The 14105-nt window shown below is 63.6% G+C and carries 10 protein-coding genes; 4 read left to right on the top strand and 6 right to left on the bottom strand.

The genetic code is table 11. From position 1 onward, the window contains the following. Positions 1–23: 23 nt before the first annotated feature. From Pan216_RS01030 to Pan216_RS01045, 4 genes are read right to left on the bottom strand one after another with little or no spacing between them, the layout of a single operon-like run. Positions 24–2786 (bottom strand): iron-containing alcohol dehydrogenase, encoded by a 2763-nt coding sequence (locus tag Pan216_RS01030; RefSeq protein WP_145253562.1) that lies wholly within the window; start codon positions 2784–2786, stop codon positions 24–26. Next, positions 2776–3495 (bottom strand): hypothetical protein, encoded by a 720-nt coding sequence (locus Pan216_RS01035; RefSeq protein ID WP_145253564.1) that lies wholly within the window; start codon positions 3493–3495, stop codon positions 2776–2778. Before Pan216_RS01035 ends, Pan216_RS01030 begins: the two co-directional genes overlap by 11 nt. Beyond that, on the bottom strand, positions 3492–4670 hold the full coding sequence (locus tag Pan216_RS01040; protein ID WP_145253567.1) for an AAA family ATPase: 1179 nt from the start codon (positions 4668–4670) through the stop codon (positions 3492–3494). Before Pan216_RS01040 ends, Pan216_RS01035 begins: the two co-directional genes overlap by 4 nt. Positions 4671–4673: 3 nt before the next feature. Further along, positions 4674–5309: a hypothetical protein gene (locus Pan216_RS01045; RefSeq protein WP_145253570.1), complete on the bottom strand. Its 636-nt coding sequence runs from the start codon at positions 5307–5309 to the stop codon at positions 4674–4676. Positions 5310–5600: 291 nt separating this feature from the next. Here Pan216_RS01045 and Pan216_RS01050 point away from each other — a divergent pair, with 291 nt between their 5' ends. The 4 genes from Pan216_RS01050 to Pan216_RS01065 all read left to right on the top strand — a co-directional run bounded on the left by Pan216_RS01050 (position 5601) and on the right by Pan216_RS01065 (position 9975). Then, positions 5601–6254, top strand: a complete 654-nt coding sequence (locus Pan216_RS01050) for a DJ-1/PfpI family protein (protein WP_145253573.1) — start codon at positions 5601–5603, stop codon at positions 6252–6254. Between the two features lie 373 nt (positions 6255–6627). Next, entirely contained in the window at positions 6628–7563 is a 936-nt protein-coding gene (locus Pan216_RS01055; protein ID WP_145263524.1) for a DUF1559 domain-containing protein, read from the top strand. A 44-nt stretch (positions 7564–7607) separates the two neighbouring features. Continuing rightward, positions 7608–8045 carry a hypothetical protein gene (locus Pan216_RS01060; protein ID WP_145253575.1) on the top strand — a complete coding sequence of 146 codons (438 nt, stop codon included), beginning with the start codon at positions 7608–7610 and terminating at the stop codon, positions 8043–8045. 34 nt (positions 8046–8079) lie between these two features. Next, a complete protein-coding gene (locus tag Pan216_RS01065) occupies positions 8080–9975 on the top strand; it encodes an alkaline phosphatase D family protein (RefSeq protein ID WP_145253578.1) in 1896 nt (631 codons plus the stop codon). Positions 9976–9983: 8 nt separating this feature from the next. Here Pan216_RS01065 and Pan216_RS01070 read toward each other — a convergent pair whose 3' ends face one another. Together Pan216_RS01070 and Pan216_RS01075 are read right to left on the bottom strand one after the other, a co-directional pair. After that, entirely contained in the window at positions 9984–10991 is a 1008-nt protein-coding gene (locus Pan216_RS01070; RefSeq protein ID WP_145253581.1) for a ribonuclease H family protein, read from the bottom strand. Then, the gene (locus tag Pan216_RS01075; protein ID WP_419193128.1) at positions 10954–14070 is read right to left on the bottom strand and encodes a YCF48-related protein; all 3117 of its coding nucleotides are present in this window, start codon (positions 14068–14070) and stop codon (positions 10954–10956) included. The genes Pan216_RS01070 and Pan216_RS01075 overlap by 38 nt, the downstream gene beginning before the upstream one ends. Positions 14071–14105 lie beyond the last annotated feature (35 nt).

The raw sequence follows: 14105 nt of genomic DNA on the forward strand, positions 1-14105 counted from the left end.
TCTGCGTCTTTGGGGCTCGCTCGTCACGCGATTCGCTCGCAGAAGGCCCGCACCACCGAATCGTAGACATCTCTGGGTGGCGTCTGGTCGACGTCTCCGATGAAGTAGCGTTCGCCCCATACTCGTCCATCGGCACACCATCCGGAGACCATCCCCTCGTTCAGAACGAGGGTCGCTTCCGGTACAAGTTCGCGGTCGGCACTGTAGAGGTGCAAAAGTCCTCGGGCATCGAGAAAGAGCTTGCTCCCATCGTCGAAGGTCGCCATCGAGAGCCGAAAGCCCACTTCGCCAGGCGTGTCGATCGGTCGAAGAGGCTGCGCTGCCGCCACGAAGTTGACATCCTTGCTCCCCACAACGTTCAGGCAGATTTGCTCGATAGCACTATCGTAGCCCACCACCAGCCGTGCTCCCTTCTTCGAAAAGAGATTGATCCGCCCGTGACCATCAATGGCGGCGTCCGTGAAGTTGCTGCGAAGGCTCCGCGGAAAGGCGAATCGCTGCGGCTTCTCCACCGCGAACGATGCCTCATGACTGGGAATCGTCACCACGCCCAGCGAATCGACGTCGACCAGTCGATAAACGCTCGCGTTCTGTCCCGTTCGTCCCCTCTTCGGGTCGCGGTTGGTTCCCACCAGCAGGAATCGACTTCCATCGCTGGCGACGGAGCGCACCATGGGCGACGTGAGCCCATGGTCGACTTCACGCATCCCACGATCGGCCGTGAAGAGATGTCCCTGTTGCGTGATCGCGAGGGGACCTTCGACACCCTGCCGGTCGAAGAGATAGACCAAGGGCTGTGGCAATTCCTGATCAAAGACCAGGTCGATCTGGACATCGAACCCATCGAATCCCAACGCATGCCACCGAGAGAGGCTGTCCTGAAAGAACCGACCATGCGCGTGGAAGAGACCTGAGGGAACCGACCATCGCGTGAACAACTCGCCCGAGTGGGCATGGAAGACGTCGACCTCTTGCTCGTGGACCGCGAAGATCATCCCCTGGTGGCCGGCGACGTGTCCGTACCGTTCCTCGCGAAGCTGGAGAGGCACGATATCGCAAGTAGATCGCTCCAGGTCGATCCGGAGGCAGTGGACATTGCCCTTCGACAGCGGGCCGACCAAGGCGTGGGTGACTCGCCCGTACTCGTCGTGCGACGTCCACTGGACCTCTCCCGGCGGCACGTGAAGTGCGAACTGTCTGGCTCCCCGATCTGGGCGTGACCAGAAGAGCAGTCGTCGGTCTCGCGGGATGGAGAAGACGCCTTGATCGGGAATGCTCCACACCCGATTGCGCGTCACCGGCTTTGGCAACAGAAGGGGAAAAGGCTCCACGGAGAAGATCGCGGGCAAGTTGTTGGCCCACGCGAAGTCGACGAGAGCCCGCGACTGCTCGGCCCCATTCTCGAACAGCCCTTCCAGATCGAGCCACGCCTCACGAAGCAGCTTGCGACCCCGCCGCGTTCGCTCGTGGAGTCGAAACCAACCGTCGCGGCTGACACTCGCCAAATGAATGACGTCGAAGCGACACTCCTCGAGCGCTCGTTGAAAGGCCCGATCCTCCAACACCGCGTCCGTGGTCAGGATCAGTGGGTCCACCGGCTTGTCCTCGGCCTCGTTCTTCGCAAGCACCGCGTGAAACCGTCGCAGCACCGCGCCGGGGTGACAGTCCGTATCAAGGGTGGACAGATGAGCGACCAGCCCGTCGCGCGTCGTCAGATCGGCGATCCGCAGTTTGCCACCACGGGCGTGGAACGTCTGAAAAGAATGGGTCGGATCATTGCTGGCCGCGAACGCGAGCGCCGCCGAGGCGGAGAAGAGCCGGGGAAGCCCCCACATGCGCATGCCGACATCAAGCAGCAGTACCCGCGCCCGCTCCGGCGTCCGTGGTGGCGTCTCGCGTCTCAAGTAGAGAGCCTCGTTCTCGGCGACGCGCACCGCTAGGGTCAGATCATCGTGCGCCAACTCGCTGAGGAGCAGCCGATCCAGTTCCCCGCGATTGGCGATGTCGGAGACACCTCCCAGCGGCATCTCATCGTCTTCCGCGATCGCACGCGGCAAGGTCGCCGTCGCCATCATCCGCCGGGCCAGCCTCGCAACGCCACGCAGCGAGGCCTCCTGCTCGAGCTCACCGAGTAGCGCGCGAATCCGTTCGGCGACCGGCAACTCGAGTTCCGCTTTCCTCGGGAGCCGATCGAGCCCGGTCGTCCGCCGAAGCTCGAGCGCTTCTTCGTCGAAGCGACGCAGCCCCTCCCGCAGAATCTCGAGATGTCGCTCGAACGCCCCCGGAGAGGCCACGGCCACAGCCTCATCATCGGGAACGTCGATCATCTCGCGAAGATGGTCACGCAGCGCATCGGCGAGCAGCTTGCCGTCGTTTGGCGATGTCTTCGACTTGCTCTCCTCGAAGATCATCGAGGCGAGATACGCCTTCTCTCGAAGCGGCTTCCACTCCTCGGCGGGCATCGATCGGATGCGATGCAGTCCGTCGAGCACCTCCACCAGAAGATCGCCCGATCCGGACTCCCCGACGTGGCTGGACACCAGTCCGGCGACCTGTGGTCCATCTTCCCAGTTGTCGCGCGTCGCCGCCAAGAGCAGGAGAAGGGCGTTCAGCGGCGGCAGGCCACGGTCGGAAAGCTTGCGAACGACGTACTCGAGCTCGAGCCGGAAGGCGATCGTTCGCCCATCCCGCCAAGCAACGACATCGCCGCCGTCACGCCACTCCCAGAAGGAGTCGCGCCCCGGAAGGAAGTACCGTCTCACCACCTCGAGTTCGTTACTCAGCATCGGCCACCTCGAACGAGGCGCGAGCCGCCTGGCGCGTCGCGCGAACAAAGTCCCCGGCACCGAGGTGCTGCCAACCGCGATCGCGGGTTAGAAGAACAAGATCGCCCTCTTCGATCCCGAATGCCTGGGCCACCACGATTGGTTCGAGGGCCGGCTCCCAAGTCCAACCCGCCTCCACCGCGACTCCGTCCCGTTCGACGTAGCGAGTACCGACCAACGGGGGCAGCGGCGATCCCTTGATGATGACATCACCTGAACGATTCATCGCGAAGACCAACGGGTCGAGCCGCACCCGTGGCGCGCTCGCCGCGTAGTCCCGCCACGCGTGAACCGAGGTGAGCAAGAGAGTCGCGTCTCGGACGGTCCCACCGCGAACGAGCGTCAGTTTCCGTCGGTCCGCCAACTCGCCGGCGAAACCCGCGGGAGCCAGGCTGACCGACATCCATTCGGCAAGCGGATGCCACGGCCCCTCAGGAATGCGTCCTTTGGGGACAAGTTGGTGCGGCCTCACGAGTTGTCCATCGGGCAGGACCCGAAATCGATCACCCGGCAGCGCGAGAATAATTCGATCGCGCCGGTCATCCTCACCATCGACGCGTAGCCAAAGGGACTCGCCGGCGTCATGCAGCGTGATGCCTCGATGGCATCGCAGCCGTCCCAGCATCGCCGTCTCATGGCGTGGAAGTCGAACCGCGACACTCCCGGTCATGACTCGCTCGCCCCCGCGACTTGCGCGAGCCGCTCGAGGAGCGTCTCGACGCGCGACTCGAGATACGTTCGTTGCTGTTGATCCTCGACCCACTGGCATCGCGCCGACAAGAGGCCGAGTTGATCCCGAACGAACGACCGATCGGTGTCCGGGAGATCGCCTGTCTCCAAACGCTCGCCGATCTGCTCGAGGTCGCGTGCGAGATGCTCGGGATCGGGAGCTTCCGTCCCGCGCGAGCGCGGGTGGCTGGTCGCCCGTTCCTCCTCGTTCGCTTTCGCGAGGGCGTCCGCGACGATCGAAGCGACAACATCCCGTTGCTCCTCGGTATCCCAAATATAGCGCAGCACCCAGAGGTCGGTCGTGTTGACTTCCAGACGGCCGCATAGCAAGGCACTCGCGGCGAGGATCGTCTGAAGCTTCACCGCCCGACGGTCGGACACGGCGACTCCGGCGTGACGCAAGCGATGGACCAGAGCGACGTACGCATCACGAACTCGCGAGAAGTCGGCCCTGCGCAGCGAGCGGTGCAGTTCCTTTACCTCGTCGACGCCAATCGTGGCACCATCGCGCGGATGACCCGATCCCAGCGCCCAACCCGCCTCGAGCACTTGCGAGAGTTCCTCGTGCGGGACGTTGTCGCAGCAAACGCGGAGAAGAAAACGATCAAAGAGCGCCCCCAGCGCATCGTCCTCGGGAAGCCGGTTGCTCGCTCCGACGACCATGAGTGTCGGCAACGGACGCGTTTCGCGACCTCGACGAAAGACGCGTTCGTTGAGGACCAACAAGAAGCTGTTGAGGATCGCGCTGTTGGCGTTGAGCAACTCGTCGAGGAAGACGAACGACGCTTCCGGCAACATCCCCTCGGTGTTGGTCACGAGATCGCCCTCGCGCAGGCGGCGAATGTCGAAGGGACCGAAGATTTCGTTCGGCTCGGTGAATCGCGTTAGCAAGTAGTCGAAGACGCGCCCTTCGATGCGCCGTGACAACTCCTGGACCAAGGCGCTTTTCGCCGTTCCCGGCGGACCGAGGATGAAGAGGTTCTCTCCCGCGACCAAACAGACGCCGAGCAAGTCGATGATCTCGTCCTTGCCGACGAAGGCCTGCTTCATCGGTTCGAGGATCTCGACGCGGAGCCGTTCGCCCAGTCGTCGGTGGTCGTCATTCGCCCCTTGCATCAATCAGTCTCCCTCTTTGGCTTCACAATCCGCGAGTAGTCCTGCCGCCAACTCCGGGTACATTCCGAGAGCCGCGTCGACCGCCTCGCGGACGCGCTTGTCGGCGAGCCGCGACGTGTCCCTCGTCGCGATGATGCGATCGATGTAGATGCTCATGAGTGCTCGATGCCCCGCGATCGCGGCAATGTCGACTCCAACGATCCCCTCCATCCCGACCGAGGAGAGCGGCCAGTCGCGTGCCCAACGACCGAGGTGCTCGAGGAGCGGATCGCCGGGCGCGGCGCTGCCCGCGAACCGAACCAGGTCGGGGAGATAACGGAAGACGACGTCGACCGAGTAGTGAACGCTCGCATCGACCCGGCCCGACCACGACGGGAAAAGCTCCTCGTTGATCGTTTCGGCGCCGACGTCACGGTAAACGACAAACTGGGAGGCGCGATAGAAGTTTCGTCCCGCCCAACTCACCGCTTCGACCTCGAGCTTCGGCAAGCCACTGGGCAACTCGCGCCGCAGTCTCCCCTCGTACGCGACGAGCACCGAGGCGCCCTGGCTCAACTCTCGCTCGGTGAGCGCAGCGAACGCCGGAAGGGCGAGGCGTCCCTCTTCAAAGAGATCCTTCCAGAATTGGACATAGTCCATGTCGATTCCCCTCACGTCGCGCGCCGATCTCGCCCCGCTCACGTTGAACGAGAGCGGCGCGGGTTTCAAGGTTCACCAGACCCCCATTGGCGATCAAACCCGCCCCTTCCCGGCAAAAAGTCTGCACGGCGTGACGGAAAAGCCGCATGACGAGCGAACCCGGGACATCTACTCTGAAGAGAAGGGGCGATGGCCCACGCCACCCGAACGTTTCCACGCAATCGCAAGCGGTAGGCCCGTCGATAGACCGTTCGCCCAGATCATTCACGTCGCCTCTTCCAAGGAACCGACATGCCTCAGCACACCGACACCATTGAAGAAACCTCACGCGGCAAAGTCCTCCTCATCATTGGCGACGCCGCGGAAACGCTCGACACGTTCTATCCGTACTATCGACTCCAGGAAGCTGGCTTCGAGCCGGTCGTCGCCGCGCCCGAGAGACGCCGCTATCAGTTGGTGATGCACGAGGTCAAGCCGGGCTGGACGATCACCAAGGAGTGGGAGGGGTACTCCCTCGCCGCGGACATCGCATTCGCCGACGTCGACGCATCCGAGTATGCGGGGATCTTCTTCAGCGGCGGCCGAGCGCCCGAGTACATCCGTTACGACGAAGACCTCGTCGCGATCACCCGTCATTTCTTCGCCACCGGCAAGCCGATCGCGAGCGTCTGCCACGGGGTGGAGATCCCCGCGTATGCCGGCTGCGTCAAGGGACGGCGTATGGCGACCGTCCCCAAGTGTCGCTTCGATCTCGAAGTCGCTGGTGGCATCTTCGTCGATCAGCCGTGCGTCGTCGACGGCAACCTCGTCTCCGGCCGAACGTTCCACGACAATGGTCGCTATCTCGGACCCTGGATCAAGATGTTGCTCGAGCAAGCCGAACAAGCCAGCGTCCGCTCGCAGCGACCGAACGGCCAGCCCGCCCAACCGACCTCATCCCGCTAATGCTGCGTCAATCGCTAGATTTCGGGTTGTGAACCCACGATCACTTCTCACTGGCTGACCAGCGACCAGTGCCACCCGAACTCTTGGATCTCGCAAAGCGATCGTCGGCCCCCATGCCTCTGGCGCACATCGCGTCCCCGCGATCACTCTGTGAGCGTCCCAAACATCCCTGACGCAAAGTCTGCTTGCTTTGCCGCAAAAACGGAATGTTTGCGGAACCGACACACCGGAAGATAATCGCATTGGGGTACAGGGATCGGACCGAACACGTCGCTCTTCCGCGACGACGCGCACTTGGCAGCCTTCACGCTCGTGAACGCCATCGGTCCGCGGCATCAACGCCAAGCAAGTCACCATTGCAGGGGAACACATCATGACTCCACGGCGCCGTGCCTTTACGCTGGTCGAACTTCTCGTCGTGATCGCCATCATCGGCGTCCTGGTGGGGCTTCTTCTGCCCGCGGTTCAACAAGCGAGGGAAGGGGCCCGGCGGACCCAGTGCAAGAACCAACTCAAGCAACTCGGCCTCGCGATCCTCGACTACCATTCCTCGCACGGCCTTTTTCCCATCGGCGCCGGCAACACCGGAAGGCAATGCCCCAATGGCGCCAGTGGTGGTGGCTTGACCGGTGGACAGTTCACCTCCGGCCGCGCCGGCTGGTCGGTCTTGATCCTGCCCCAGCTCGATCAGATCGCCCGCTACGATGAGTTCAACTTCGAAGAACCCTTCATGGGTCTCTTCTGCTGCGGCTACCCGACCACCGGGGTCAACGTTCCCTACCAACAGGAGCCACTCCCGCTCTTTCTTTGCCCCTCGAAAGCCCACCAGGGAGCGGAATCCTACACGACCGACTACTCCGCCGTCATGGGGGGCGGCACCGATAGCGACGTCCAGTGCCACGGCACGCCCGGTCCGAGGAACTACTTCAACAACGGGATCTTCTACGCCAACTCCTCGACCAAGATCGGCGATGTCGCCGACGGCACCACCAAGACCTTCATGCTCGCGGAGAACATCTTCCTCAATCACAGCACCTCGGACGCCTGGTCCTGGGCCTCGACCGCTCGTCCCGGCGGCACCTATTCCACGATCGGACCGATCACCGCCGCCGTCAGCTCCATCAACGTCAAGGACACGACCCTCAACAGTGTCTCGATGTCGCAGCGGACGTTCGCCAGCGCACACCCCGGCGGCGCCCACGCCGTCATGGCCGATGGATCGGTTCACTTTCTCAACGAGAACTTGAACCTAAACGTCTTCCGATCCCTAGGCATCAAGAACGACGATCTGCCGCTCGGCGGCCTGTAACGGCTCCAACTGACAACGGCCCGTCATCACCAAGGGATCACGACATGCCTACCTGGTTTCAATTCTCTCTTTCCCTCGTTTTCGCCTCGTCTCTCTTCCTGATGACCGGTTGCTCGGACGCCGGACCGACGCGCTACCGCGTCTCGGGTACCGTGACCCATGACGGCAAGCCCGTTCCGAAGGGTGCGATCTACTTCGAGCCCGCCTCGACTTCCGAGATGGTCGCTCCCAGCGGCTTCGCCAAGATCATCGAGGGGAAGTTTACGACCGAGGCGTCGCGCGGAACGGGGCCCGGCTCCTACCTGGTCCGCATTCGCGGAGGCGACGGGGTGGCGACACCTCCCGATATGAACGACCCCGCCGGCTCCGAGACTCCCTTCGACATCGGGAAACCGATCTTCGCGGAGTACACGACGACCGTCGAACTCCCCCCGGAGGATTCCGAGCTGAGCCTGGAAGTACCGAGCGACGTCGACCGCTAGACAATGGCCACGAATCCCACCGGAGAACCTCCCCGTGAACCCAGCCCACCTTCCCCATGCTCCGAGTATCCGACTTCTTCGCTCGATGCTCGCTGTCGCCGTCGTCATCGGCGCGTTCTTCTCGTCAAGCGCCGCACAAGAGCCACGCTGGCCAAGCCCCATCGCCAACGAGGTCGTCCCCTACCACACGGGAGGCCTGACCCACGGCCCCATGCTCGGCCGGCCGACGAATGACCAGATGCGCGTCTGGATCCGAACGGCCGAGCCGACCGCGTTTCGCGTCCTTCACGGCACGAGCCTTCCCCTCGACGCCGAAAGCGCCGCGATCGCGGGGGAGACGACGGAAGGTGCCGACAACACGGGTTTCGTCGACCTGGCGCGACTTCGCCCGAACACGCGGTACTTCTATGCCGTGGAGATCGACGGTCAGCTCCCGGACCTGCGGGCCGACTTCTCCGACCCATGGCCAAGCTTCCGAACCTTGCCCGATCGCACGAGCTACGCCGATGAGGCGAACAACCCGAAGGGCCTCTTCAACATTTGCTTCTCGGTCGGCTGCTGCGCCTCCCAGGACCCTACCCGCAGCGGCGGACACTACGCGAGCCCACCATCGTTCAAGACGCTTCTCGATCGCCACGGGGACGAGGTCATGTTCCACCTCATGAACGGCGACACCATCTATGAGGAGATGCGCGACGGCACACTCGACGGCGTTCGGGACAACTACAAACTCTATCTTTCCCGGGGACGTTCCTTCGCCAACCTCCTGCGACGCATCCCCAGCCTCTTTCTCTACGACGATCATGAGATCGGATGGGACATTCACGGCGCCGGCGAAGTGGGGCTGCGCGACGGCCGTCACTTGATTCGGGACATCGGCTTGCGGGCCTGGTCCGAGTACTGCGGTTGGGCCGACTACGCCTCACCGAGACAGACGCCGATTCGCTTCGGTGAGGCGCGACTCACCAAGGGAAGCGACCTGCTCGTCGACGAGGACGCCGACTTCCGCGACCTCGACTCAAGACAGGTGAGCACGATTCATCTCGGGCCCTGGACGACCGGCGGCCAGGCTCCCCCGCGGAAACGTCCCCATGCCGGGGTCTACGATCTCGTCGAGGTTGTCGATCAACACCGATTGCGGGTTCGTCCCGCCTTCAAGACTGACGGGACGATCGACTACAGCATCGGGACGCATCATTGGTTCGATTGGAAAGTCGGCAACTGCCACTACTTCGCCCTCGATTCCCGCGGCGAGCGATCCCGGCCAAACGGCAAGGACACGCGCGATCCGAGTCGCTACGTTCTCGGCGACGAACAGCTCGAATGGCTCACCAAGGGAGTGGCGTCGACCGACGCCGACTTCATCTTCATCATTTCGCCCGATCCCTGGATGGTCTACCATACCGGGGCGCACGTCGGGGGGAGCCTCACCCCCAAAGGGGACGGCTACGCCTCCTTCGTCCACGAACGTGACCGGCTTCTCGATCACTTCGACCAAGTCGACAAACCGATCCTCATCTTCACCGGCGATGTTCACAACTCGCTCGCGGTGCAGATCAGCGACAACGTTTGGGAGTTCATGTGCGGCCCGATGGCTTCGACCGCCCACCCTCGCAACACGGCGGGCGATCCGCCGTTGGGTGGCTGGTGGGAGAGCCAAGGACGGCACGTCAAAGTCAAGTGGATCGCGGGCTTCCCGAACAACATGCCCTATCAACGGCTTCGCAACACCTACTACACCGTCGTCCAAGTCAACAACATCATGACGTCGGGACGTCCGCAGGGGACGGGACACCAGTACACCGCCTACCAGCATCCGCAGGTCGTCGTCCGCTTCCACGACGGCTATACGGGGAACCTTCACTACGCGGAAGCGATCTCTCCGCTCGATCTCGTCGACCGCAAGGACAACACGGTGACATCGAAGTAGGGACGTGATCAGCGTTGTCGGCGCAGTGCCTCGAGAGGAATCCCGAGCTTCGCCAGCGTCGGCTCGATCTCCGCGAGAAAGCGACGTGCATCTTGCGGGTAGCCGGCCGTCGGCTTGAGAGCGGGCGACTGCTCGCGCCAGAACTCGTTGAAAGACTCCATCGCCCGCTCGCGCAGGTACTTCGCGATCATCGACGCCAGCGCGACCGGGAGACTGGCGCCGTCGGCCTTCACGCGAAAGACGACGTCGACCGCGCGACCCTCGTGCATGAAGCGGTAGTGACTTCGCGAGGGGCCCTCTTCAAGCGTCGTGGGAAAGACCTCACCGGCCACTCGTTCGAGCAGCTCACGGTAGTATCGTCTTCCCCCGAGTCGGTCGACCGTGACCATCATGCCCACCCCCTCGTGAGGCAGCTCTAGCGCCCAAGCGAGAAGACTCTCCACCAACTCCAGGTTGAGATCGGCCTTCGTCGGCAGTCGCTCCAGCGAACGGTTGAAGTCCGGGGGAAAGAGAACCCTCGCCCGAGCGTCGACGTACGCGACCTCCCTCGGCGCCAGAGTCGTGCTCAGACGAGCGACATCCGCGTCATCGATCAACGGGGAACCGGTCGCATGACCCTCGACGTGCTCGGACCGGTACCAATGTTCCGCGTCGAGCGAGTCGATCGCCTCGGGAGCGAGGCTGGCCAAGAGCTCACGTAGACCGCCACGCGGTTGGTCCGAGTTCGCGAGTCCGAGGAAGGAGTGAACCGTTCGCGCGAGGGCCTGGCGACCGCCGGGACGAGTCAGGATCCGCTTGGAATCGTCGACGAGTAGGTGGCCCTCTTTCGTCGGCTTGCGCGAGAGGCCCTCGGCGAGAAGGGACCACCAGTCGTCGCCAAGCGTCCGCTCGGGAGCGCGAAAGGCGGTGGCCGCGACGCAGAGCGGCCCCAAGGTCGGCCCATAGCCCGCCTCGTCGATGCCGACGACGAGACTCGAACTAGTTGGCTTGCTGGACTGGGTCTGGTCGCCGATCACGTTGAATGAACTTCATCAGGGTGAAGCCGTCGGAGCGCCCCTCCGCGGACGCGGGTTGGCTGACGGCGAGTATTTTCTGGCCCGGAACGATGCGTTGCACGTTAAAGGCCCACCATTGGTGGGTCAAGCCGGTATCGTGCGTAAGCTCGGTGATCGGAATCGCCGTCTCAAGACTCCAGTATCCCTGGCCGCTCGCCGTCGCGACGAACCAGCGTGGATTCCAGGACGGCTGTCCCCAGCACTCATCGCGAACCTGCCCCTCGTGATTGACGCTGAGCCGGTACCACGTCGAGTAGTCCCGGTCGAGATCCACGAGGAACTCGATCCGGTCGGAGTGGGCGATGTTGGCATCGTGGCCTCGTCGTGGCGTCGCTTCCATCCCCGGACGCGCGGCGGGTTGACCCGCGATGGCACCGAGGTAGAAGAATTCATCGTCGTGGCAGAAGCGAACGGTTGTCCGGAAGATTTCGCCGGTCATCTCGTCTTCGCAACCGAGCACGAGTTCCTTGGTGTGCCGCCAGCACTCGTCGTCGAGTTGGCCATCGAGGTAGGGACGCTTCGGCGCGTGAACGCTACGGCCGGTCGGCCGCGGGCAGCGCCGGGCCTGGTCGAAGAGCCAGCGTTCCATGTTGATGACATCCTTCCAGCGGCTGGCGGGGTCGGCGTCGAGGATGACGCGAAAGTGACCCTCGCGCGTCTCGAGCTGTCCGATCTTGCGGTGGGCGGCCGCGAGACAGAGCTGAATCTGGGGATCGGACCAAAGGTGACGCGAGGATCCCTGTAGATGCTGGCCGTAGGCGACCGCCTGGATGTTGGCTCGCTGGGTGCGGCCGCGTTCGTGAAGCAGCTGCACGCCGCTACTTCCCACGGTTGTCGTCTTTCCGGTCGACTCGTTGCGGGTATACTTCGCGCGAGCGGTTCCCAACAGGGTCGGATCCTCGGCCTGACGCTGCGCCTCGATACTGGTCCAGTAGGCCATCAACCAACGGGACGCTTGCAGGGCGAGCGGGTGCTCGGGGAAGCGTTCCACGAGGTACTGGAAGGTCTGCGTCGCGAGATCCCATCGACCCGAACGCAAATACCGCATTCCGGTCTCATGCAAGACGCTGCCGGCCCTGCTGGGAGGCAGATCGCGCGTCATCGTCCCCAGGTGGGCGAGCGTCGCGTCGGACTGGTTGCCGATCTTCAGCCGCTGCACCGCCGCGACGACTTCGCGCATCGTCTCCTGTGATCCATCCGTCGCGATCGCCTCCTCCGCGACCGGCGCGACATCGCGGCGCGCCTCGGTTCCCGGTTGGAGTTGGAGGCTGCCCATCAGGGTGACGCGGCCGACGCTCCGTTCGCCATCGGACGCGAGCAGCCCGAAACGAGCCTCGCGCTCGGTCGAGTGAAACTCGGGCCAGAGAGTGGGCATCGCTTCGTTGGCGGCCTCGAGATAGGACTTGCCCAGACGGGCACCAAGTTCCTTCGACGCCAGCCGGTCGATCACGATCGTCTTGCCCTTGGCCGGCTCACCACCTTCTGCCTGCGGAGCCTCCAGCGAGGGAACGTGCGCGAACAATCGTTTGGCCTGATGCGGACGAAGCTGCAGGAAAGCCAATTGTTCCGGAAAGACGCGCGGGTCGGCGGCCCGTCGGAAACAACGTCGAACCCCGAGCGCCACGAGCGCCGAGGCCATCGGATTGTGGGTGCCGGGGACGATGTCGTCGGTGATGACGATCTCGGGACGCCAAAGCCGCAGCGCGAGAATCAGCTCTCGCTCGATCTCTTCGCCTGCCTTGCCTTCGTGAAGCCGGTTCCACTCCGCGATCAGCGCGTTGGGTGGATCGTTGACGCGCGAAGGGTCGAGCGGGAAGCGATTGGAGTGCTCCGCGACCGTTCCCCCGACCTGACGTAGGGCATCATTCACGCGCCGCGACGCCGCCAAGCCGCCGGGACTTCCCAGTGATCGCTCGGGAACGGTGAGCTCGAAGGCGACTTGGCGATAGCCCTCCTCGGCGCCGAGCCGAGCGGCGACGCTCAACGGAATATCACGCCCTTGGCGATTGATCCAAAGGACCGCGGCGCGACTTCCCCCTTCGCGCTGTGCCGTCCACTGTTTCCCCCCATCCTTGGTGGCGAGGATCGTGCCCATCGCGCCGACAGCCCAACCGTGGGACTCGTCGACGAAACAGAGATCCTCCAACGGCATGGGGGAACCGGTCGGGAGGATCTCCCATGTCCTACCTTTGTTCGGGGAGTGAAGCACGAGCGATCCTGGGCGACCCGCGATCCACACGTGATCCCCCACGGCGCTGACCGAGTGGAGATTCCAACTCTCGCGCACCTCGCGTGGGATCGGCGTTTCCGCCCGGGCCCACGTCACGCCTTCATCGCTGGAGGAGAAGATTTGGCAGCGATCGCCGACGGCCCAGATGGTTCCGTTGGCTTCGGCGATGTCGTGGACGGTGCTGTTGGGGCTCCAGTCGCAGGGCGCCGGAATCAACTGTCCATCGCGCAGCACCGCGAAGGAGCCGTGAATGCCACCGAGGACGCCGAAGCTGGCGTCGCGAAACCAGGAGGCCTTCCATCCCGGCCACTGTCCTCCCAGCACCGCATTCCAGTTCTTGCCGGCATCGTCGGTGACGAAGACGCCGCAGGGATGTTGTTCGGTGGTTTCGCCGACGATGCAGCCGAGGCGTTTGTCGAAGAAGAGGACCGACTGAATCCCGGAGAAGTACTGTTTAGCGACCTTGCTCCAGGTCTTGCCTCCGTCACGGGTCCAGTAGACCTCGCCCTGGCTCCCCTTCAGAAAAGGAGAACTCTTCCGAGCGGCGACCCAGCCAAGGTGGCGATCGCGCATGGTGATGCCGGAAAGTGTCAGTTTCGTGTCAGCCGGTTGGCGTTCCCAGACCTCGCCTCCATCGAGCGTATGCCAGATCGTCCCTTCGTCACCGACCGCCCATCCCTCGTGTTGATCGACGAAGACGACGCCCCGCAGGGTCGCGTCCTCGTGTTCCTGGGCGTGAAGCGGGATCGCCGGGAGAAAGCCGAGAGTCAACCCGAGCAGGAATGGGCGCCAAGGAAAACGATGACTCATCCGTGAGTCTCCTAACGTCATGGAGCGACTAGTTC

It is taken from the genome of Kolteria novifilia (genome assembly GCA_007748055.1).
Taxonomy (GTDB): domain Bacteria; phylum Planctomycetota; class Planctomycetia; order Kolteriales; family Kolteriaceae; genus Kolteria; species Kolteria novifilia.

Bases quoted from the DNA above. Each gene is read 5' to 3' on its own strand.
- Pan216_RS01055 (WP_145263524.1), top strand. From the start codon at position 6,628: ATGACTCCACGGCGCCGTGCCTTTACGCTGGTCGAACTTCTCGTCGTG.
- Pan216_RS01050 (WP_145253573.1), top strand. From the start codon at position 5,601: ATGCCTCAGCACACCGACACCATTGAAGAAACCTCACGCGGCAAAGTC.
- Pan216_RS01075 (WP_419193128.1), bottom strand. From the start codon at position 14,070: ATGAGTCATCGTTTTCCTTGGCGCCCATTCCTGCTCGGGTTGACTCTC.
- Pan216_RS01045 (WP_145253570.1), bottom strand. From the start codon at position 5,309: ATGGACTATGTCCAATTCTGGAAGGATCTCTTTGAAGAGGGACGCCTC.
- Pan216_RS01030 (WP_145253562.1), bottom strand. From the start codon at position 2,786: ATGCTGAGTAACGAACTCGAGGTGGTGAGACGGTACTTCCTTCCGGGG.
- Pan216_RS01040 (WP_145253567.1), bottom strand. From the start codon at position 4,670: ATGCAAGGGGCGAATGACGACCACCGACGACTGGGCGAACGGCTCCGC.
- Pan216_RS01035 (WP_145253564.1), bottom strand. From the start codon at position 3,495: ATGACCGGGAGTGTCGCGGTTCGACTTCCACGCCATGAGACGGCGATG.
- Pan216_RS01060 (WP_145253575.1), top strand. From the start codon at position 7,608: ATGCCTACCTGGTTTCAATTCTCTCTTTCCCTCGTTTTCGCCTCGTCT.